Origin of the sequence: Pseudomonas sp. NFX98 (genome assembly GCF_047784845.1) — a bacterium.
Classification (GTDB): Bacteria; Pseudomonadota; Gammaproteobacteria; order Pseudomonadales; family Pseudomonadaceae; genus Aquipseudomonas.
On sequence record NZ_JBLNNF010000025.1, the window covers coordinates 14237 to 35406 of the forward strand.

At 58.7% G+C, this 21170-nt stretch carries 20 protein-coding genes; 15 read left to right on the forward strand and 5 right to left on the reverse strand.

All coding sequences use genetic code 11. The features are described from left to right. Positions 1–67 precede the first annotated feature (67 nt). From ispA to ACM110_RS26750, 3 genes are all read right to left on the reverse strand, one after another. Positions 68–955, reverse strand: coding sequence for a (2E,6E)-farnesyl diphosphate synthase (gene ispA / locus ACM110_RS26740; protein ID WP_416130118.1), 888 nt, complete (start codon positions 953–955; stop codon positions 68–70). Next, positions 952–1194, reverse strand: coding sequence for an exodeoxyribonuclease VII small subunit (locus tag ACM110_RS26745; RefSeq protein ID WP_007894317.1), 243 nt, complete (start codon positions 1192–1194; stop codon positions 952–954). Before ACM110_RS26745 ends, ispA begins: the two co-directional genes overlap by 4 nt. Before the next feature lie 165 nt (positions 1195–1359). Continuing rightward, on the reverse strand, positions 1360–2505 hold the full coding sequence (locus ACM110_RS26750; RefSeq protein WP_416130119.1) for a Fic family protein: 1146 nt from the start codon (positions 2503–2505) through the stop codon (positions 1360–1362). A gap of 277 nt (positions 2506–2782) precedes the next feature. Between ACM110_RS26750 and ACM110_RS26755 the strand changes: the two genes are divergently transcribed. The 6 genes from ACM110_RS26755 to ACM110_RS26780 are packed head-to-tail and all read left to right on the forward strand — an operon-like array spanning position 2783 to position 12950. Continuing rightward, complete coding sequence (locus tag ACM110_RS26755) at positions 2783–3571, forward strand: YfaP family protein (protein ID WP_416130120.1); 789 nt, start codon at positions 2783–2785, stop codon at positions 3569–3571. Between the two features lie 35 nt (positions 3572–3606). Next, entirely contained in the window at positions 3607–5325 is a 1719-nt protein-coding gene (locus tag ACM110_RS26760; protein WP_416130121.1) for a DUF2138 domain-containing protein, read from the forward strand. Then, positions 5310–5960, forward strand: a complete 651-nt coding sequence (locus ACM110_RS26765) for a DUF1175 domain-containing protein (protein ID WP_416130122.1) — start codon at positions 5310–5312, stop codon at positions 5958–5960. Before ACM110_RS26760 ends, ACM110_RS26765 begins: the two co-directional genes overlap by 16 nt. Next, positions 5957–10516 (forward strand): alpha-2-macroglobulin family protein, encoded by a 4560-nt coding sequence (locus ACM110_RS26770; RefSeq protein ID WP_416130123.1) that lies wholly within the window; start codon positions 5957–5959, stop codon positions 10514–10516. Before ACM110_RS26765 ends, ACM110_RS26770 begins: the two co-directional genes overlap by 4 nt. Before the next feature lies 1 nt (position 10517). Next, positions 10518–12137, forward strand: coding sequence for a DUF2300 domain-containing protein (locus ACM110_RS26775; RefSeq protein WP_416130124.1), 1620 nt, complete (start codon positions 10518–10520; stop codon positions 12135–12137). A gap of 3 nt (positions 12138–12140) precedes the next feature. Next, complete coding sequence (locus tag ACM110_RS26780) at positions 12141–12950, forward strand: YfaP family protein (RefSeq protein ID WP_416130125.1); 810 nt, start codon at positions 12141–12143, stop codon at positions 12948–12950. On the opposite strand, the gene ACM110_RS26785 is transcribed toward ACM110_RS26780, so the two are convergent. Together ACM110_RS26785 and ACM110_RS26790 are read right to left on the reverse strand one after the other, a co-directional pair. Next, complete coding sequence (locus tag ACM110_RS26785) at positions 12937–13233, reverse strand: type II toxin-antitoxin system RelE family toxin (protein ID WP_416130126.1); 297 nt, start codon at positions 13231–13233, stop codon at positions 12937–12939. The two genes, ACM110_RS26780 and ACM110_RS26785, sit on opposite strands and share 14 nt — an antisense overlap. Next, a complete protein-coding gene (locus tag ACM110_RS26790) occupies positions 13223–13462 on the reverse strand; it encodes a type II toxin-antitoxin system RelB/DinJ family antitoxin (protein ID WP_095197216.1) in 240 nt (79 codons plus the stop codon). The genes ACM110_RS26785 and ACM110_RS26790 overlap by 11 nt, the downstream gene beginning before the upstream one ends. A 281-nt stretch (positions 13463–13743) precedes the next feature. Between ACM110_RS26790 and ACM110_RS26795 the strand changes: the two genes are divergently transcribed. From ACM110_RS26795 to ACM110_RS26835, 9 genes are all read left to right on the forward strand, one after another. Continuing rightward, complete coding sequence (locus tag ACM110_RS26795) at positions 13744–14988, forward strand: tyrosine-type recombinase/integrase (protein WP_416130127.1); 1245 nt, start codon at positions 13744–13746, stop codon at positions 14986–14988. 64 nt (positions 14989–15052) lie between these two features. Next, the gene (locus ACM110_RS26800; RefSeq protein ID WP_416130128.1) at positions 15053–15550 is read left to right on the forward strand and encodes a hypothetical protein; all 498 of its coding nucleotides are present in this window, start codon (positions 15053–15055) and stop codon (positions 15548–15550) included. A 70-nt stretch (positions 15551–15620) separates the two neighbouring features. After that, positions 15621–15854, forward strand: coding sequence for an AlpA family phage regulatory protein (locus ACM110_RS26805; RefSeq protein WP_416130129.1), 234 nt, complete (start codon positions 15621–15623; stop codon positions 15852–15854). After that, positions 15854–16075: a hypothetical protein gene (locus ACM110_RS26810; RefSeq protein WP_416130130.1), complete on the forward strand. Its 222-nt coding sequence runs from the start codon at positions 15854–15856 to the stop codon at positions 16073–16075. Before ACM110_RS26805 ends, ACM110_RS26810 begins: the two co-directional genes overlap by 1 nt. Next, a complete protein-coding gene (locus ACM110_RS26815) occupies positions 16076–16234 on the forward strand; it encodes a hypothetical protein (protein WP_416130131.1) in 159 nt (52 codons plus the stop codon). Beyond that, the gene (locus tag ACM110_RS26820) at positions 16231–17799 is read left to right on the forward strand and encodes an AAA family ATPase (protein ID WP_416130132.1); all 1569 of its coding nucleotides are present in this window, start codon (positions 16231–16233) and stop codon (positions 17797–17799) included. Before ACM110_RS26815 ends, ACM110_RS26820 begins: the two co-directional genes overlap by 4 nt. 204 nt (positions 17800–18003) lie before the next feature. Continuing rightward, on the forward strand, positions 18004–18222 hold the full coding sequence (locus ACM110_RS26825) for a hypothetical protein (protein ID WP_416130133.1): 219 nt from the start codon (positions 18004–18006) through the stop codon (positions 18220–18222). Between the two features lie 938 nt (positions 18223–19160). Next, on the forward strand, positions 19161–19979 hold the full coding sequence (locus tag ACM110_RS26830) for an alpha/beta fold hydrolase (RefSeq protein ID WP_416130134.1): 819 nt from the start codon (positions 19161–19163) through the stop codon (positions 19977–19979). After that, positions 19969–21138, forward strand: coding sequence for an ATP-binding protein (locus ACM110_RS26835; protein ID WP_416130135.1), 1170 nt, complete (start codon positions 19969–19971; stop codon positions 21136–21138). The genes ACM110_RS26830 and ACM110_RS26835 overlap by 11 nt, the downstream gene beginning before the upstream one ends. The last annotated feature ends 32 nt before the right edge of the window (positions 21139–21170 follow it).

Sequence of the window (21170 nt, forward strand, 5' to 3'; positions counted from 1 at the left end):
AGATGCGGCAGTTTACCTGATGCATCGGCCCGTGCCCACGCGTTGGTCTTTTTTGGCGGATACGCCGTCAGCTGCGGCGCTCGACGATATACCGGGCCAGATCGCGCAAAGGCTCGGCGGCCGCGTCAAACGGTCGCAGCGCGTGCAGGGCCAGATCGCGCAGCTCCAGCGCATAGGCCTTGGCCGCGTCGAGACCGAGCAGCGCCGGGTAGGTTGGCTTGTCGCGGGCAATGTCGGCGCCCTGGCGTTTGCCGAGGGTTTCGGTATCGCTTTCGACGTCGAGAATGTCGTCCTGGACCTGGAACGCCAGCCCGATGGCCTGTGCATAAGTCTGCAGGGATTTGAGTTCATCTTTCTCGGCACGGCCGCTGGCCAGGGCGCCGAGCTTGACGCTGACTTCGATCAACGCACCGGTCTTGTGCCGGTGCATGTATTCGAGGGCTTTCTGATCGAGTTTCAGACCGACCGAGCCGAGGTCGATGGCTTGACCGCCGACCATGCCCGCCGGGCCTGCGGCCTGCGCCAATGCGCTGACCATTTGCAGGCGAATCTCCGCGTCTGCATTGCTCAGGCGCGGGTCGAGCAGGGCGCTGAACGCCAGGCTCTGCAAACCGTCGCCGGCGAGGATCGCGCAGGCTTCATCGAATTTTTTGTGGGTAGTCGGCTGGCCGCGACGCAGGTCGTCATCGTCCATGGCCGGCAAATCGTCGTGCACCAGCGAGTAAGCGTGGATCAACTCCACCGCACAGGCCGCGCCGTTGGCTTGTTCGGCCTTGCCACCGAGCGCCTCGCACGCGGCGTAGGCCAGCAATGGACGCACGCGTTTGCCGCCGTTCATCACGCTGTAGCGCATGGCTTCGTACAGGCGCGCCAGCTCAGGGCTCGGCGCGGTGAACAAGGTGTCCAGGGCCGCATTGACCCGGGCCTGGCTGGTCGCCGAATACGCTGCAATCATTCTGGCTGGTCCGCGTCGAAGGGTTCCTCGGCCAACTCGCCATCACGCTCGAGCAGCACCTGAACCTTTTGCTCGGCCTGGGCCAGCGCCGCCTGGCAATCGCGGGTCAGACCGATGCCCTGCTCGAAAGCGGTCAGCGAGTCTTCCAGCGACAATTCACCGTTCTCCAGACGCTCGACCAGTGTTTGCAGGTCGGCGAGGGACTGTTCGAAATCCAGTGCAGCTTTTTTGCGGGCCATGGCGGCGATTTCCGGTTGACGTTAAACCGGCGCGACACTAGCAGATAGGGGGTTTATGGGCAAACTCACCGGCGACGTACACTCCTGTAGGAGCTGCCGAAGGCTGCGATCCTTTGATCTACCTCCTTGAAACAAAGATCAAAAGATCGCAGCCTTCGGCAGCTCCTACAGTGGCGAGTCATTCGGATAATTAATCTGGTATCGGGTACTGCGCCCACCACCTGGCAGTCGTTTCACGCAGCCTTTTTCCAGCAGCTCAGTCAGATGACGAGTCGCGGTGGCTTTGGATACCTTCGCCACAGCCTGATACTGCGCCGCGCTTATACCGAGCTCAAATCCACGCTCCCCGCCATCCAGCAAACGATTCAGTACCTTGGTCTGCTCGGTCGATAGTCCGGTTTCCCGGTGCGCCTGCCAAAACCGCGCTTTGGCCAGTACGAACTCGATCCGTGCCATCGCCTGCTGCAAGCTGCGCAGTAAGGTTTGCAGAAACCAATCCAGCCATTGCGTGATGTCCAGAGTGGCTTTCTGGCTGCCTTCGAGTACGCGGTAATAGCCCGATCGATCGTCGAGGATGCTCGCGGACATGGCGTAAAAGCGAATCGCCTGAGCCTCGCCCTGAGCCAACGCAAGATCGGTGATGGTGCGCGTCAGGCGTCCGTTGCCATCATCGAAGGGGTGCAGCGTTACGAACCAGAAATGCGCGACACCCGCGCGTAGCAGTGGATCGAGTCCTGCCTGATTCCGGCTGCTCTCGAACCATGTGAGAAAGGTATCGAGTTGTCGCTCAAGGCCCTGACGCGGTGGTGCTTCGAAGTGCACGGTCGGTCTGTCGAGACGGCCGGAAACCACTTGCATCGGCTCTTCTCCGCGCAATGCGCCGACACGGATACTGCGGGCAGCGAGATCGGAATCCTGCTCAGGGAATAGCCACTCATGCCAGTCCAGCAATCGATCAAGTGTCAGAGGTTCGGCGAAACGCTGCGTGGCGTCGAGCATGAGTTGCGCCAGCCCCTCACTGCGTTTGCTGACCTTGTCACCTTCATTGAGCTCCAACCCCAATCGTCGCGCCAAGGAAGAGCGAACCGAACCGACATCCAGCTGTTCGCCTTCTATCGCGGATGAGGTGACGATGTTTTGCAGCAACGCATCCAGCTCGCTCTGGGCACTGAGTGAACTGCCTACAGAGCTGGCCATTCCCATCAATCGACCTTGCGCCTGAACGCACTCGCGCAGAAGTGGCGTCAGGCGCTCTGCCTGCCAGTGGAAGTCGGGCCAATCTGGCTGTTGCCAGATCCAGTGAGGTGCCATGAATTCGCTGCTCCAGGGTGAGTGAGCCGATTAGGCGATTTATTCGGCTCACTTAATGAGCCGAATATGACGGCTATTCGGCTCATCGTCCAGCCGCCATCGTGATTCCCACCGCAAATCAGAACGCATCCGATTGTTAAAAAACGCCCCAATGGCTACCCTTCGCGCCATCGACGACCCAACCGTCACGGGTCTTTCAGACGAAACGCAGGCTGCACATCTGTAACGCGCCGAGGATCAGGCGCAAGGTTTCGTCATGCATGGCAGGAGGCGTCACATGCGTTCATTTCTTTTGCTGCTGATTGGGCTGGTCTGCGCACCTTCTCTGGCCGCGCCGAGTGCCGAGATGTCGGAACCGGTGGGCGGCTGGCGCTTTAACGGTTTGCTGGACCGCACGGAAAACCCGCAGGTCGCCTATCCCACGCCACCCATCGACCGCGGCGTGCAGCGCAATCGCACGATGATCGAAGGCCAGCTCAAGGCCATCGGCGCGCAGCGCGGTCCTCACACGCTGGCGGTCAACGGTAATCCCTTGAACCTGTACACCGACGATCAGGGTCGTTTCACCCGGCCGTACGCGTTCGGCGCCGGTTCCAACAGCGTCGAAGTACGCAGTGCCGAAGGGCAGTCGCTCAAGCGTGTGCAATTCTATGAAGCCAACAACCTGCGCACGCCCGCGCGGATTCGCGTGGTCTTGGGTTGGGATGATCCAAAGGCTGAACTCGATCTACACATCATCACGCCTGACGGCCAACATGCCTTCTGGGCTCACTCTGCGTTGACCAACGGCGGCGGCCTCGACCCGGATGGCGTCGACGGCCCCGGCCCGGAAATGTTCACCATGACCGCGCCGCTGCATGGCACCTATCTGGTTTACGTGAACTATTGGGGCAACTTCGGCAGCGGCGGCTATAACTTCGATGAGGCTGGTAACCAGAACGAGGTGATCACCTCGCAGATCAACCTGGTGCTCAACGAAAACACCGTCGACGAAAAACGCGAGACCTTCATCGTGCCCTTGCGCGCGATCGGCGACCTGCTGCTGGTCAAGACTTTCAACTATTGAGCATCCCGCACCACGGATGATTTGGGTTTTGTGAAATGAGCGAAAACACTGATTTACCAACACCAGCCCCGGCCGCTGAAACACCGAAACCGTCCCGCCGTTGGCCGGCCGTTGTGGTTGGGCTGTGCCTGGTCGTGGGCGTGGCCGCCGGTATGGGCTGGCTGATGAAAAAAAGCCCGGCGCCTGCACCGCAACTGGCGGCGGAAAAGCTCGGCATGAGCCGCCCCGATGGTTTGCTCGAAACCTACTCCTTGAGCCAATTGCCCAAGGACTTGCTGGCAGTGCCGTTCCTCAAGGAAACCCTGACCGAAGATTTCGTCTTCTATTACGAAACCCATTCCGATCGCCTCGGCCTGATCGGCAGCCTGCGGCGGATCATCTACGAACATGACCTGAAGTTGCAGGACACGTTGATCGAGCAACTGTTCGATCAACCGGCGGACGTGGCGTTATGGCGCGGCGCGGATGGTCGGCTCAAGGATTTCCTGCTGGTGATGGATCGCGGTGGCCTGGCCAAGGTGTTGGAGCCGCTGGCGAAAGTCTCACTGGATGATTCGCAGCTGAGCAAAATCGCTGACGTGAAAGTCGGCGCCGATGACGTTGCGCTTTATCAGCTCACCTACAACGCCAGCAAGGCGCTGGTGTTCGCCTCCCATGGCGACAAACTGGTGGTGCTGTCGAATCCGACCAAACTTTACGATCCGCAAAGCGGGGCGACGCAAGAGTCGGGTAGCGTTTCGACCCAAGCCATCGCCGCACTGCTCAACGGCGACAAACTGTTCCCCGAAGCCTTCGGCCTACCACCCCGTGCGCCCGAGGTGAAGCAGCGCCTGTCGGTCAATTCCAGTGTGCTGGCCATGGGTTACCAGCGTTTCATTCCGAACTTCGCCGGCCTGCGTTTCGACATGGACGACAAGGGGTGGCACAGCTTCTTCGCCATGGATGAGCTGGAAAATCAGCCGGACTTCGACTTCAAACCGGTCTGGCAAGCCATGCCCATGGGGGCGAGCGCTTGCGTGGCCCTGCCGTTGGCCGCCGAACAGCAGAAGCCATTGCTGGTAAAGCTCGGTGCCGAAGACAGTGTCGCCCAGGCATTGACCGAACACATGGCCGGCACGGCAGGGTTGTGCTGGTACGCCGATTCGCGGCTTTACACGCCGCTGCTGGTGGCCAGTCTCAAGAACGAAGACAGCGCCAAACTCGATGGCGACCTGGGCAAGCTATTCGGCTCGATGGTCGGTGCTTATGAAAGCAAGGTCGATGAACACGCGTTCCCGGTGGTTGAGAAACAGGAAGGCCAGAGCCATCAATGGCAGCGCCAGGTCAGTTCCAACTTCGGTCCCTACGCTGCCAAGGAGGCCGAGAATCCGGACGCGATCAGCGGCAAGGCGTTCATGCGCGTGAGCCTGGCGCGTCATGGTTCGACGCTGCTGTTTTCCCTCGACGACAAGTTGGTGGACAAGGCCCTCGGCACCCTCGACAAACGCTTCCCGCCGATGGCTGACGTGGTGCCCAAAGACCTGCTGATGCCGGTCTATTTCGGCCCGGACTCCATGGCGCAACTGATGCAGCAGGAAACCCTCGACAGCCTGCCGCAAGACATGGAGCCGGTGTTCTACAACGCCGCGCAAACCTACCTGATTCCGAAACTGCGCAAGCTCGGCGGCTACGGCAAGTACGCCCTGACTTTGCCGGAAGGCAGCGAGCCGGACGGTCACTGGCAATGGCTACCGCTGGAATGGAAAGCCCTGTGAACGTTTTGATCCGCAGTCTCGGTTTGCTCGCTTTGCTGTTGAGCGCGGGCGCCCGAGCCGTTGAAACACCGGCGCTGGATGTGCAGCAATCCCAGGTGTTCCGCGCCTGGTTCGTGCGCATCGCCCAAGAGCAACTGAGCCAAGGCCCGAGCCCGCGTTGGTATCAGCAGGATTGCGCCGGGCTGGTGCGTTTTGCCGCCAACGAAGCGCTGAAAGTCCACGACGACAAATGGCTGCGCAGCAATGGCCTGTCCAACCGTTACCTGCCGCCGGAGCTGCAACTGAGCGATGCCCAGCGCGGTCTTGCCCAGCAATGGCAGCAGGGCGGCGGCAAGGTCGGGCCGTACGTCAACGCGATCAAGTTGATCCAGTTCAACAGTCATCTGGTCGGTCGCGATGTCGCGCAAGCGCGGCCCGGCGACCTGATGTTTTTCGATCAGGGCGACGACCAGCACCTGATGATCTGGATGGGCCGCAACATCGCCTATCACACCGGCACTACCACACCCACCGACAACGGCATGCGTTCGGCAAGCCTGCAGCAACTCATGACATGGAAGGACACCCGATGGATACCCGATGCAGCCAACCCCAACTTCATCGGCGTTTATCGACTGAATTTTCTCTCCCAATGATCGGTGCGCGCATGCTGCGTTTTCTGTCTCTGCTGTTGGTATTGCTGCTGCCTTTGTCGACGGTCAACGCCGAAGACACCGTCGAACCGAGCGGCTATACGCCGGTGCCCGGTGAAAGTTTTTTCCTGTTGGCCGACAGCAGTTTTGCCAGCGATGAACAGGCGATGGTGCGCCTCGAAGCGCCGGGTCGTGACTACCGTCGCTTTCGCATGGAGCCTTACGGTGGCGCTGACATTCGGGTCTATCGCATCGACAAGCCGCTGGATTTCCTCAAGCGTCAGAAGAACCTGCATCGCGTGGTCAGCGACGGCCAGTTCAAGGGCGAAGGGCTGTCCAATACCCTCGCGTATCTGTGGGACAACTGGTATCGAAAATCCCGTCGGGTGATGCAGCGGGCGTTCTCCTATGAGTCGCGCAAGCAAGTCACCGAAGAAGTGCCGGAACTGAAAATGGGCAACGCGATGGCCGCGCCGACACCCTACGACGCGCAGCCACAATTCGCGCTGATTCCGGGCCTGCCGGTGGTCAGTCAGTTTCGTTATCCGCTGTGGCAGGCCAAGCCGATCCAGCCGCCCGAAGGCGTGAACCTCGCCGGCTCTTCCAGCGAGTTCGTCAGCGTCGCGCCGGGCAATGTCTATATCCCGTTGGGCAACCTGAAACCGGGGCTGTATCTGGTGGAAGCGCTGATCGGCAAGTACCGCGCGACCACCATGGTTTTCGTCTCCAACACCGTGGCGGTGAGCAAGATTGCCGGTGATGAACTGTTGGTCTGGGCTGCGCGCAAGCATGAAGGCAGTTCGGTGCCGAAGGTCAATGTGCTGTGGACCGACGGCCTCGGTGTCATGAGCAGTGGTGCCACCGATGCCGATGGTTTGCTGCGCCTGAAACACGTCAGCCCCGAGCGCTCGTTCGTGATTGGCGAGGATGAAGAGGGCGGGGTTTTCGTCTCGGAAAACTTCTACTACGACAGCGAAATCTACGACACCAAACTCTATGCGTTCACCGATCGGCCGCTGTATCGGCCGGGGGATTGGGTGTCGCTGAAAATCGTCGGTCGCGAATTCAAGAATGCCCGGAACTCCGTGCAGCCAACCGCTGCCGACGTCAACGTGACAGTGCTGGACGCGACCGGCACGGCGCTGCAAAGCCTGGACTTGAAACTTGATTCCAAGGCCGGCACCCAAGGCCGTTTCCAGTTGCCGGACAACGCCGTGGCCGGTGGTTACGAGTTGCGTTTCAGCTACAAGGATCAGGCCTACAGCAGCGCCTTCCGCGTCGCCGAATACATCAAGCCGCACTTCGAAATTTCCCTGAACCTGGCCAAGCAGGATTACCGCACCGGCGAACCGGTCAAGGGCAATCTGGTGCTGCTGTATCCAGACGGCAAACCGGTCGCCAACGCCAAATTGAGCTTGAGTCTGCGTGCCCAGCAGCTGTCGATGGTCGACAACGAGCTGCAATACCTCGGGCAATTCCCGGTGGAGCTGACCAGCACCGAACTGACCACCGACGCCAAGGGCAACGCCACCCTCGATCTGCCGGCCGCCGAGAAGCCGAGCCGTTACATGCTCACCGTATTTGCCAGCGATGGCGCGGCGTATCGGGTCAAGACCACCAAGGAAATCCTCATCGACCGAGGCGCAGCGAATTTCCGCTTGAACGCACCGCAGCGCTTCAGCGCGGTGGGCGACAAGGTTGCGTTCAGCTACGTCAACGAAAGCGAGCAGAGTGCAGCGGTCACGCCAAGCAGCTACGGCTGGGTGCGCCTGGAAGATCAAAGCACCGGCGAGGGCAAACTCACGGGCGTCGACAAAGGTTTCACCCTGGCCTTCGACCGTCCGGGCACCTACAACCTTACACTCCGGGATGACCATGGCCGAACCCTCGGCGCAACCGGGCATTCGGTCACCGGCGAAGGCGTCAAAGCCGTACCGGGCACCGTCGAAATCGTCCTCGATAAACCGGAGTACAAGGCCGGTGATGAAGCGCTGGCGCTGATCACGTTTCCCGAGCCGATCACCGATGCGCTGCTGTCACTGGAGCGCGACAAGGTCGAAGCTACCGCGCTGCTATCCAAGGGCGGCGACTGGCTGAAGATGGAAAAACTCAGCGACACCCAATACCGCGCGCGCATTCCGGTGAAGGACGGTTTCGCCCCGAACCTGACCTTCTCGGTGCTGTACACCAAGGGCGGTCAATACAGTTTCCAGAACGCCGGTATCAAGGTGATTACACCGCAGATTGACGTAGCCATCGCTACTGACAAAGAAACGTATCAACCCGGCGATACGGTGTCCGTGGACCTGACCACGCAGTTCGCCGGCAAGCCAATCCCTGCGCACCTGACGGTCAGCGTGGTCGACGAAATGGTCTACGCGCTGCAACCGGAAGTGGCCCCGACAATCGACCAATTCTTCTATCACCCGCGACGCAACAACGTGCGCACCAGTACCAGCCTGTCGTTCATCAGCTACGACGTCGCGCTGCCGGGCAGCCCCGGTGCGCCGGGCAAAGCCAACCGCAGCGAACGCGGGGTGAAAGTGCTGGAGCGGCCGCGTCGCGAAGATGTCGATACCGCCGCGTGGCAACCGGAGCTGGTGACTGATGCCGCCGGCAAAGTCCATTTCACTTTCAAGATGCCCGACTCACTGACCCGTTGGCGCATCACCGCGCGAGCGATCGCCGATGACGGTCAGGTCGGACAGAAGAAGCAGTTCGTGCGCTCGGAAAAACCGCTGTACCTGAAGTGGAGCGGGCCGAGCAAATTCCGCACGGGCGATAAACCGGATCTTGGCGTGTTCGCGTTCAGTCAGGCAGAAAACCCGGTCAAGGCTGAGCTGGTGACTCACTACGCGGGCAGCGAACAGCGTATTCCCGTCACGCTCAATAGCGGCATCAACTACATCCCGCTGCCGGCGTTCGCCTTGGCCAACGGCGAGTGGACCGCCGAACTGGTGCAGGACGGCAAAACCGCTGATGCCCTGGCCGTACGCCTGATTGCGACCGGCGAAGGCTGGCAGGTCACGCAAAGCCAAAGTCTGGACGTCGCCAGTGGTGATACGCCGCTGACCTTGCCGGCGGACGCCACAGACATTCGCCTGCGTCTGGATGACAGCCCGCAAGCGCTGTTCCGCTCGGCGCTCGATGACCTGTTGAGTTATCCGTATGGCGGCGTCGAGCAAACGGCCAGTCGATTGCTACCGCTGAGCATCGCCTATCCGACACTGTCGTCGAATCCACAAATCCGCGATCGCTTGCGCCTGATCATGCAGAACAGTCGCTTGCGTCTGGTGCAAATGGCCGGGCCGTCGGCGAGTTTCACCTGGTGGGGCATGGACGGTGAGCCGGATGCGTTCCTCACGGCCTACGCCTATTACGCCGATTGGCACGCCAGCAAGGTGCTGGAGCTGAGTCTGCCACCGGAGCATTGGCAGCGGGTGCTGGAGGTCTACGCCAAACAGGCGAAAAACACGCCGCTGTTGCAGCGGGCGCTGGTCCTGTCGTTCGCCAAACAGATGCAATTGCCGGTCAACACGTTGCTCAGCGGCTTGATGGAAGATCTGGCGAATGCGGGCGAGGGCAATGCCGCGAACCTGATGGACGACGGCGAAGACAGCATCGTCATGAGTGACCCGGATTCGGCGCTGGGGCTGGCGGCGGCTCGCGTACTGACCGCATCGCTGGCCAAGCAATCGAAGGTCGCTTTGCCGGAAGCATTCAACCGGCAATTGGCCGACGCGCAGCAGCGACTGGCCGTCAGCTCCCAACCATTTGCCGAGGCGTTGAACCTGTCGCTGCAACCGTTCGATCAGGCCCGCGCGCAGACATTGCTGCAACGTTTGTTGCCGCAGCAATCGACCCTCGAACGAGCACTGGCGCTGACCTGGCTGCAACGCAGCATCGAGCAAGCTTCGCCCACCATCGCTCTGAATCCCGGTGAAGGCTGGAAGAAAAAATACGGTGCAACAGGGGAAATGTATTGGACGTGGCAGGGCACTGCGCCGGTGCCGAACGTGCTGTCGTTGTCGGGTGTTCAGGAGCGTCCGCTGCGTGCGGCATTGAGCTTCCAGACCCGGCAACCGGCAGTCGACCCAATGGCGGTGACCATCACCCGTCGCCTGTCGCGACTGGTGCCGGGTGACGAAGCCTTCACCTTCAAACTGGAAGCGGTCGGCAACGCACCTCTGTCCAGCGACAGCCTGTATCTGGACGAAGTGATCCTCACCAGCAAGGCTGCAAAACCGCTGCGCTATGGCCTGCTTGAAGTGCCGCTGCCACCGGGCGCCGATGTCGAGCGCACCACGTGGGGCATCAAGTTGCAGGGCAAGGCGGGGACTGAACCGACAGCGCTGGAGAAGGCTCGATTCGAGCCGGGACAACTGGCCTATGCGGTGCCGGTGGATGCGCTGAGCGGCGAATTGCGTTTGCGGCATTTGGTGCGCTTCTCGCAGAAAGGCCAGTTCAACCTGCCGCCGACACGCTTCACGCAGGTCTACGCGCCACAGCATCAGGCTCAGGAACAGAAACCGGCGCTCGGTCAGGTTACGGTTCACTGACATGTTCCGGTCTCTGCTCTGTTGGCTTTTGTGTTTGATGCCTGCGCTGGCCATGGCGCAGGACGAACCTTTGCGTGTGGCATTCAAGGATGAGTTGCTGACGTTGAGCCGGACGCAGCTGCTGTCGCGCGAACCATTGCCGGACACTGTGCAGACCCCGTTGGGCAGTGTGTGGAAGCTGTTTGTCTATGGCTGGCTGGTGGACACCGGCGCCCGTGAGCCGGCGTATGAATGTGGTGGGCAGTCGAAAGAGGAAGTCTATTGCTGCACCGCAGGCGGCAAGATCGAGCGTGATCAGGCGTTGGTGAAATCCTGTGGTTTGTACTTTGAGCCTGTGCGCTTGGGGATCGACGCTGCTCAATGGCGCGCGTATTGGCAGGTTCGGCAGGCGCCGCAATGGTTGCTGGATTTGCCGTCCTTGCAGCCCGCTACCCGGGTTTCGGTGGCTGAGTTGCTCCGCGTGTTGGCCGTGATGCCGGCGCAGGATCAAGCCCGGCGCGTACTGCTCGATGTGGTGTTGAGCGCGGCGGACGGCAATGTCGTCGGTGAACTCGGCAGCCGGTTACGGGTGAAAACCTGGAGCTGGCTAGGGGACAAGGATGCTGCGACGCGGCAGGGCGGATTCGCCGGTTGGACGGCGGACGGCACACCAATCTGGGCCGGTGGACGCGGGACCAGTCAGCGGGTTCTGCGCGATTACGCCGGGGCGATCTCTGCGGTGGTGCCTGCATCCTGGCCTGCGGAGGCGGGGAAGTGTGTGGAGGTTGGGTTGTTCTCCCGCTACCCGCTTCGGCGCGTGTTGTCGGGTGATCGAGTGGCGACTTCCGGGCCGTTGCGGGGCGATTACCGTGTCGAGTTCGTCAATGGCAATCAACTCGATGTTCACAGTGATGGCGAGCTGTTTTTGCTCAAGGACAAGCTCGTCGCCCGGCTGGACCGCGAAGAGTATGTCGCCCGCGTGCTTCAGCGCGAAGCCACTCCCGAACCGGTCGAAGCCGCCAAGGCCTTGGCCGTTGCCATCCGCACCTACCTTCTGCAAAACGCCACGCGCAACGGGGAATGCCTGAGCATCGACGACAGCAGCCAGCGTCAGCGGGTCGCGCCACGTCCAGCTACCATCGAAGCGCGCAACATTGCGGCGTGGACCAGCGATCTGGTGCTGGCCGGCAGCGCCGTTACTTACCATTCTGATCAACCCGGGCCGGACAAACTGTCCTGGCAACACGCAGTCGAACAGGCCCGCTCCGGCCAGCGTTACGACACGATCCTGCTGCACGCTTATCCGCGCGCCAGCCTCAGCCGTTGGGACAACCCGGTAGCTTCCTGCGAAGCCCTGCCCGCCGCGCAAGACTGGCTGCAAAAACAACGGCGCGGCTGGCGTCCTCGTCTGGAAAGCGAAGTGGGCTACAACGAAGTCAGCACCTTTGCCGTCTGCCGGCTGAGCTTTGGCCGCCCGTACGTCGACCGCGAACGCCAGCGCATCTACGTGCGCGGCGTGCTCTCGCTGCAAGACCGCCTCGACCTGACCCACGAATACCTGCACCTGGCCTTCGAAGCACACCCCAATGGCCAGGATGAAACCTACATCGAAGGGCTCGCCCGCCACCTTTTGCTGGAATAGACCATGACATTCCGTTATCCACAGGTCTTGCTGTTGCTCTGTACGTTGTCGGTGCTACCGATGACGATGGCGCAAGGCGTAAAACTCGACACGCCTTCTGGAGGCTGGCGAACCGGCGCACCGGAGGGCGAGGGCGAAAGTTTTCGTCAGACCGTCAACTATCCCGCCTCCTCGGTAAACACCCCGGCCGGGCAGGCCAACACAGCGCGAATCAGCGGCCAGATCCACGCCACACCGAAATCCGCCGAGCCCGGTCGGCTGATCGTCAACGGCGTCAGCATGCCGCTGAAGATCGACCCCGCCGGCGGCTTCGACCGCCCGTTCTCATTTCCCAACGGCAGCAACAGCGTCGAAGTGCGCAGCCCTGACGGACAACAGCGCCACCGCACGCAGTTCCTCAATACCAGCGGCGGCGCCACCCCGGCCAAACTCCGCGTACTGCTGGCCTGGGACAGCGACGGCACCGACCTCGACCTGCACCTCATCACCCCCGACGGCGCCCACATCTGGTACGGCGACCGCGTCGCCCCTAACGGCGCGGCACTCGATGTCGACGTCACCACCGGCTACGGCCCGGAAATTTTCGCCATGCCCGCGCCGATCAAAGGACAGTACCTGGTGTATGTGAACTACTTCGGCGGCGGCTATCGCAGCGATGAAGAAGGGCAGGAGGATGCCGTACAACCGCTGACTACGGCGCAGGTGACGGTGATAACGGAAGAGGGGACGCCGAGCGAGAAGATGGAGACTTTTCTGGTGCCGATGCGGGCGGTGGGGGAGTTGACGTTGGTTAAGGGGTTTAGTTATCCGTGAGGATTCGCTCCTGTGCATCTTGGTAAGCGGCTTCACGCTCGCGCTTTCCGATGGCAATCACAAAAACCACCACTTCCTGATCGATAACCTGATAGATCAGACGATACCCGGCGCTGCGCAGTTTGAGTTTGTAGCAGTCAGGCAGTTGCCGCAGCCGATTGGCTTCAATGCGTGGGTTCTCGAGTATTTCAGCAAGTTTTTTCTTGAACTGTTGGCGTAACGTGTCGCCCAGTTTGTTCCACTCTTTCAATGCGCGCCGATCAAATTCGAGGCTATAGGTCATCCAGACTTACCTTGACTCGCTGAGGCGCGGCAAGACGTTCAGTGACCACGGCGATGAGTGCTTCATCCTCTTCGCTGAGTAATGCAGCCTTGAAAGGCAATTTGCCGCGTTCGGCGACGTATTGAAGGGTTTGGCGTAGCAACTCGGAAGGCGTGACGCCGAGCTTTTCCAGCTCAGCAAATGAACGCTGCTTCAATTCATCGTCGATTCGAATGTTGATGGAAGCCATGGTGGGACACCTGTAATGACGTTTGTCGTTACGGTAGCAATTGCTGCCCAGGCCAGACAAGACTTTGTTCGGATTTCAGATGAGAGGCCTGCTTTTCTACAGGCATTAAAAAGCCGGCTTGTGGCCGGCTTTTCTTTCGTCCGCAGCTTTTCGCCGACTTCCTTAAAGCCTAGATTTTACAGGGCTTTAAGCCTACTATCAGTCCGTGAGTGTCCGCCGTTGATCGCTGGAAACCGCGATTAGGGTGTGGGTCAAAGTGTGGGTCGGACTGAGGAGGCTTTATGGGCAAGCTGACGATCAAGGCAATCGAATCACTCGCCCGGTCTGGAGACGCAGGCAAAACCAACGACGGTGATGGTCTGTATTTCCAGATAAGCAAAGCAGGGGTGTCCAGTTGGATTTTCCGCTACAAGATTGAGGGCAAAGGCCGTGAAATGGGTCTAGGCCCTTATCCAACCATAACTCTCGCGAAGGCCCGCGAACTGGCCGCAGATCAACGCAAGGTCCTGGCTGCTGGCAGTGACCCTCTGGCCGCCCGTGATTTCGAGCGAGAAGTGAAGCGTGAAGCAGAGCGACAAGCGCAATCGCGTCATGTGACTTTTGAGTCGCTTGCGACCGAATACCGGAACGCGCATGGTTCCACTTGGTCGGAAAAGTGGCGTAAAGGCTGGCTGCGGAAACTAGAGCTGTATGCCTTCCCCGTCATCGGCAAGCTGCCTGCTGCTGAGGTTCAGACCGAGCAGGTCCTGAAAGTGCTTCGCCCCATCTGGCCAACCAAGACCCGCACCGCCGACGAAGTGCGTGGACAAATCGAGCAGGTCCTAGACGCCGCCAAGGCGCACAAGCTGCGCGATGGCGACAATCCGGCACGCTGGCGCGGGCACCTGGACAGCCTGCTGAGCAAAGTGGAAAAGAAAAAAGCCCGCCAGCGCCAGCATTTTCCTGCGATGAAGTGGAAGGATGTGCCGACGCTTATGATCAAGCTTACGATGGACGAATCTCGCGCCTCAGTAGCGGCTCGACTGCTCATCCTCACTGGTGCGCGTGCGCTCATGGTCCGATTTGCAGAATGGTCGGAGTTCGACTTGAAGGCAGGTATCTGGTCGCTGCCTGCCGAGCGGATGAAAATGCGCCAGGCCTTCAACATTCCCCTGGCTCCTGAGGTTGTCGAGCTGCTGGAAGCCCTGCCGCGCGATGAGGACAGCTCCTACCTATTTCCTGGCCAAGGCAAGACTGGCGTTATGCACGCTAACGCCGTCCGCAACTTGTTACATAGCCTTGGGCATGATGATGTGACCCGTCACGGCTTTCGGTCCAGCTTCCGTGACTGGGCAAGCGAATACACTCAGTATCCTCGTGAAGTCTGCGAACTGGCCTTGGCGCACGACGAGCGTGATCAGACCGAGGCGGCCTACTCCCGATCCGACTTCATCGAGAAGCGCCGTGCCTTGATGGCTGATTGGGCGAAATTCATTACCACGCCGCTAGCGACAAACATCATTCAATACGATTTCAATCGAGCTTAAGTACGGCTGGCGGAAAACGATGGTCAATGCCAGGGGCCAATATCTGTTAGGAGAGCAGTGAGAGATGAAGTGGGCAAAAGTTACGCGCGATGACCTTAACGCAGCATTAGCTTCCATCAAGAATGGCCATGACCCAGAAGCGGCCCAAAACCTCCATGATTACTTTCATGAGCGCATGAGCAGCGGCTATCCGTACGACAGAGATTTTCTCCACGAATACATGGCCTTGGTCTTTGCGAGAGTTGTGGAGGACAAGAGAACCGGATGCCAAGCATTCGGTTTGAAACTGTGGAGAGGTGGGTACGACCGTGAAGAAACAACGGAGCGTGATGTGACAGCGGCAGCTTGTGTGGAGTTTCTGATGCGAAAGGGTGTCCTGTGGCAGGACGCAATAGGCGACGCAGCAAATCTCATGTTCCCTGATGGTGAGGGAGAAAAGGCGGTCAAGGTAGCCCATGCCCAATACAAGTCTGAGATTGAGCACTACCCCGACGGCACCCTCTTGGAGATATTAGGGCCGCTAGTCGGCAGTTCCCTCATAAAGCGCGTTATGGCCGGTTAGAGCCTGCGTCACCTCCAGATGAAATGCCATCGTCCGCCCCAAACCGGGGTGATCCTCAAAGGTAGTGACGATGGCAGCAACCAACCAAGAATACGCCCAACAGAAAGCCACCCAGCGTCAGCAGCGCCGCATCTTGCGGCTCCCTGCTGTGAAGTCTGCAACGGGTTTGGGGCGTACCAAAATCTATGATTTGATGAAAGAGGGCCGGTTTCCGAAGACCCGCCGCATCGCCGGTGCGAATGTTGTTGGCTGGGACTCGCTGGAGATCGAAGCCTGGATTTCCGAGCAGTTGGAGTGCCAATAATGAAAAACGGCCACTCCCTGTTGTTTCTTGATGTTCTGCAAGCTGCTTATGGCCCGCTTGATTGTGTACCGGTGCCAGACGGCAAACCCCATCATTTCCATGTCCCCGGTGATGAGCCTGGCAGTCTGAGCGGCTGGTATCTGCTGTTTGTCGACCCCGTCGCTAAGGGCTGCTTCGGTAGCCTGAAGGCTGGTGGTGTGTACATCGGCGAGGTGCTCTAAATGAAAAAGAGCCGCCCCCCATACCAGCAGAGCAGCCCGTCGCGTGGCCAGTTTATCACCCTCATCCGCGCCTTGTCGGTCCTTGAGTACGCCCTCCGCCTGCCTGTGCTGCTGACGTTTGTAGCACTTCTGTATCGGCTGATCATGGAGGCAGCATGAACAAAACCGCCATCCACAACCACGGTGAACCACTCAGCGTGGTGGTTTCGCGTATGAAAGGTGTCAAGCAACACGGCGACAGCTTCATGGCTGTATGCCCCGCACATCAAGACAAGTCTCCATCCCTGAGCCTGTCGCGGGCCGGGGATGGCCGCGCACTGGTTCACTGCTTTGCCGGCTGCGATCCCCGTGACGTATTGGGCGCGGTTGGCTTGGAGATGCGAGACCTGTTCCCTGAGAACATGAGCCAAGACCAGCGCCGGGAGTTCCGACGCATCAAGCTGGAACACGAACGCGATTCTGAGCGCTTGATTATCGAGATTGCAAAGTCAGAGGCTGAGGCCGGCGCCTTGAGTGAAGAGAGCACCGCACGGCTGGCATTTGCACACGAACGAGTCGACCAGTTGGATCGTCAGCTGGTAGCGCTGGGGAATGCCGCAACACCGCCGCGCCTTGTGTTGCTGGAGGTGAAGTTGGACGACGTTATGAACGCCAGTCCGGATGCTGTGCGCTATGCCGTGACACCGTTGATGCCTCGCCGGCATGTGACGCTGTTCGGGGGGCATGGCGGCATCGGTAAATCTAGCCTCGCCTTGGTCATCTGCGCGCATGTCGCTTGCGGTCTTCCCTTCGCCGGTCTCGAAGTCGAGCAATCCCCCGTGCTGTTCGTGAGCTTGGAGGATGAAGCCAGCCTCGTGCGTCTGCGCTTGCGCAGTATCATTGAGGAATACGGGCTGCCCGCAGAGCGCGTGCTTGCCTCCTTTCGCCTGTTAGACGGCACGCAAACCATCACCGCTCTTATGACTGAGGGCGATGGCTTCAGCGCGCAACCCGTTTTCACCCAGGCATACCGGGAGCTGGAAGCGGGTTCTCATGGTGCGGGGTTGATCGTGATTGACAACGCTTCTGATGCGTTCGATGCGAACGAAAACAGCCGCCGTATGGTACGTGCTTTTGTGCGTGGCTTGGCCGACATTGCCCGCAAGCACAATGCTGCTGTGGTTCTGCTGGCGCATATCGATAAGAGCGCTGCCAAGGATGGCGCACGCGGTAACAACTATAGCGGTTCGACTGCCTGGCACAACAGCGCTCGCTCGCGTTTGGCACTGATGGAAAAGGATGGGCGCATTCTTCTCGTACATGAGAAGGCCAACCTTAGCGTGCGTGCTGAGCCTATGGCTTTTTTGTTCGTGGATGGCGTTCCTGTACCTGAGGCGGGCTCTCAAGGTAATGGCCTAACCACTGAGAGCTTCGACCAGGCTGAGATCATCCGTGTCTTTACGGCAGCTAATGACGCGGGTATCAAGGTGCCAGCCACCGTGACCCCCGGCGCGCACTCGGCAATGAAGGCGCTGCAATCACTGCCAGAATACAGCCGAATGTTCCGGGGTAAGGCGGGCGATCAGCGTGCGGCACATGCCATTACTGCGTTGATCCGCACCGGGCACGTACGGCGCATCAAATACAAGACGCCCCAGCGTAAAATCCGTGAGCTCTTTGAGCTGGTCGAACTGCCAGAGACGCCCGCTGTTCCGCTCGAAAATGTCCCAATCTTGAGTGTTTAAAGTGCGCCGCGCCACCCCCTATAACCCCCTCAGCGCATCGGCGCAGCACATGGGGGTGCTTGCGCCAGTGCGCCAATCATCAACGGCGCAGCCCGGAACACCATCGGCGCAACGGCGCAAAGTAAAACCCACCCAAGATGCCGCCTGATTTTCGGATTATGCGGCCGTGGGGGGATGTGAAAAGTTAAGACCGAGGAGTAAGCGATGAGCAAAAACCGTCTGTTCAAGAATCAGCCCAAAATCCGCCTGATTTTGTCCGTTGAGGGCGACACGGTGGAATCCATTGACGAGCTAATTGGTTATCCCCTTGGTGGCGGGCACCCGGCTAAGGGTAACCGTTCGGAGTTCGTGCGTCTGGCTATCGAAGAGAAGCTGGAGCGTGACGTGGTTCGGTTCCAGAACCGTGTTTCAGCAGTCCCCTAAGCGTATTGTTGGACTATTTTCGTAGGCACTAAAGCGTGGAAGTTTTGATGATTATTGGAGCAGTACGCGCGCGCGCGAGGGGGGTAACAAATGGGCCAAGCTACTGGAGCCGTCCATGGGTAGCGACAACTTCTTTAGCCTGATGCCCGTCGACCTAAAAGCCGGCAGCCAGTTGACCGGCATCGAGCTGGGAGAAGCCCACCGGCACGAAAACGTGAAAATGGACTGAACCATATATTCATCCATGTATCATTTTGACTACCTCAGAATTACAGCAACAAAAATAACCTCCTCAATTCGCTAAAAACCAATTATTTCAGTTCCATTGAATCCGGTTATGTGTAGCACCTGAGGTGCACCTAAAAAAACATGGCGTTTGTGGAGATGATCCATCTGATAGGGTTGCCCCAATTACCATTTCTAATATCTGACCAATGCAAGATGGTTTGTGCGAGACATACAACCGGACTCCCATTCATTATCCTGAAATGACTTCTCGCTTCCATCCAGAAAAAACGCGACTTTGAAGTGGTTCGATTTCGGAACCAATGAAGGGGTTCATCAGCCGCGCGCAAAGGAAGCTAATGACCTCCGGAAGCCTTAGGCAAGAGTTCTGTTAATTTTCGGATCAGTACGCGCGCATACAGATCACCACCAAGTGGTTTGTCCACCGAAAAGCCGATCGTTGTCGCCCGATTTGAATCAAATGAAGCACTGCCGAAGGAAACCTGAGTGAGAGGCATTAACTGGTTATCTTGATTCGGTCGCAACAGGCAGAAATCGGCCAAAAGCAGCCCTTCATTATCTGAAAGCCGTTCTCGGTAGGCGCCGTTTTGTCTTAGAAGTCGGCAATGCTTTTGCAAGTGACGTCTGGCGTCGACCTATCTACACTCGCGGATGGACCAAAAATCTGCTTTTGGTTCTTTGGAGTGTCCACCATGTCAATTCAGTATCGCAATAATGTAACCGTCATGGGCGAAGGTACGGCGACGCTGATCTTTTCCCACGGCTTTGGCTGCGATCAAACCATGTGGAGCTATCTGGTCAATCACTTCACCAGCCGCTTCAAAGTCATACTTTATGACTTGGTGGGGGCGGGCCAGTCTGACCTTGGTGCCTACGACCGAGCAAAATACAGCTCTCTCCAGGGATACGCGCAGGACTTGGTTGAAGTCATCGAGCAGTTTGCCAGCGGTCCGGTAATTCTGGTCGGGCATTCTGTTAGCGCCATGATTGGCGCGCTCGCGGATCGGCAGCTAAGCAATTCAATCGCTGCCCACGTGATGATTGGCCCCTCTCCCTGTTATATCGATTCGGAGGGTTACGTCGGTGGATTCAAACTCGAAGACATCCACTCATTACTCGATACTCTCGACAGCAACTACCTGGGCTGGTCTAGCACCATGGCACCGGTCATCATGGGGGCTCCAGGACAACCCGAGCTTGGCGACGCGCTTACTAACAGTTTTTGCCGAACCGACCCTGAAATCGCCAAACAATTTGCCCGAGTGACCTTTCTGTCGGACAACCGAAAAGATGTCACTGGTTTATCGACGCCTACCCTGATTTTGCAATCGACCGACGACATTATTGCGCCTGTCGCCGTAGGTGAGTACCTGCATAACGTTCTGCCCAACAGCACGCTTTGCCTGATCGCCAATGTTGGGCATTGTCCCCACATGAGTGCGCCCAGCGCTTGTTCCGAAGCCATGGATAATTTTCTCCTACCCTGGACAGATAATCGAAATGGCCAGTGAAATGCCGGCCACCCCCGACGCCGAGTCACTGTTCGACGGGGCGCCCTGTGGCCTGGTGGTTACTCAGGAAGATGGCACAATCCTGAAAGCAAATCTTACATTCAGCAATTGGGTCGGCATCAGTCAGCCAGACCTTGGCGGCCGGCGCTTCCAAGACCTTCTGACCATGGGTGGTCGGATTTTTCACCAGACTCACTGGGCTCCCCTGATGCGAATGCAGGGGTCTGTCGCCGAGGTGAAGCTCGATCTGGTTCATCAAGACAAACACATCGTTCCGATGTTGCTTAACGGTGTGAGGCGTGAGCACGCCACTGGTGCCTTTTATGAGTTGGCCTTGTTCTGCACCACCGACCGCGATAAATACGAGCGCGAGCTGTTGAAAGCGCGCCAAGATGCGGAGGATCTGCTGTCCAAAAAGTTGGCAGCCGATGCCGCTTTGCTTGCCGCACAAGATAAGCTCAAGGAGGCACATGAAAAGGCCCAACGCCGTGCGTTGTTCGCCGAACAAATGGTCGCGATTGTCAGTCATGATCTGAAGAATCCGCTGACCGCCATCAAAATGGCCTCAGAAATCCTTGCTCGAACTGAACAAAGAACTAAAGAAACAAATTTGCTGGGCCACATCAACAATTCGGCAGATCGAGCCCATCGAATGATTGTCGAATTGCTGGATTTCGCACTGGTCAGAGTGGGTCGAGGCATCACCGTTTCTTTCGCTATGGACGACCTGCATAGAGTCGCCGCTAAAAGCGTGGCGGAACTGCAAGTCGCCTTCCCACAGGCCAGGCTCATTCATACAACTATAGGCAGTGGCATCATCAAGATGGATGCTGACCGGGTACAACAGATCATCGGCAACCTGGTGGCCAATAGTGTGGCCTACGGCGATCTACAACAATCGATCACTATTATTTCCAGGATAGAAAACGAGACTGCGAGCATCAGCGTTCACAACGCCGGCCCCGTAATATCGGGCGCTTTGAAAGCCGCCTTATTTGAGCCGATGACCCGTGGCACCAGTCACGACACCGATTTACGCAGCGTTGGACTTGGGCTGTTCATTGTTCGAGAAATCGCCAAGGCGCATGGTGGTGATGTATCAGTGGATTCTACCTTTGAGGACGGCACCACTTTCACCGCAAGATTTCCAACTGCCTAACGTCAAAACTTTTCTTCCGTGATCAGCTGTTT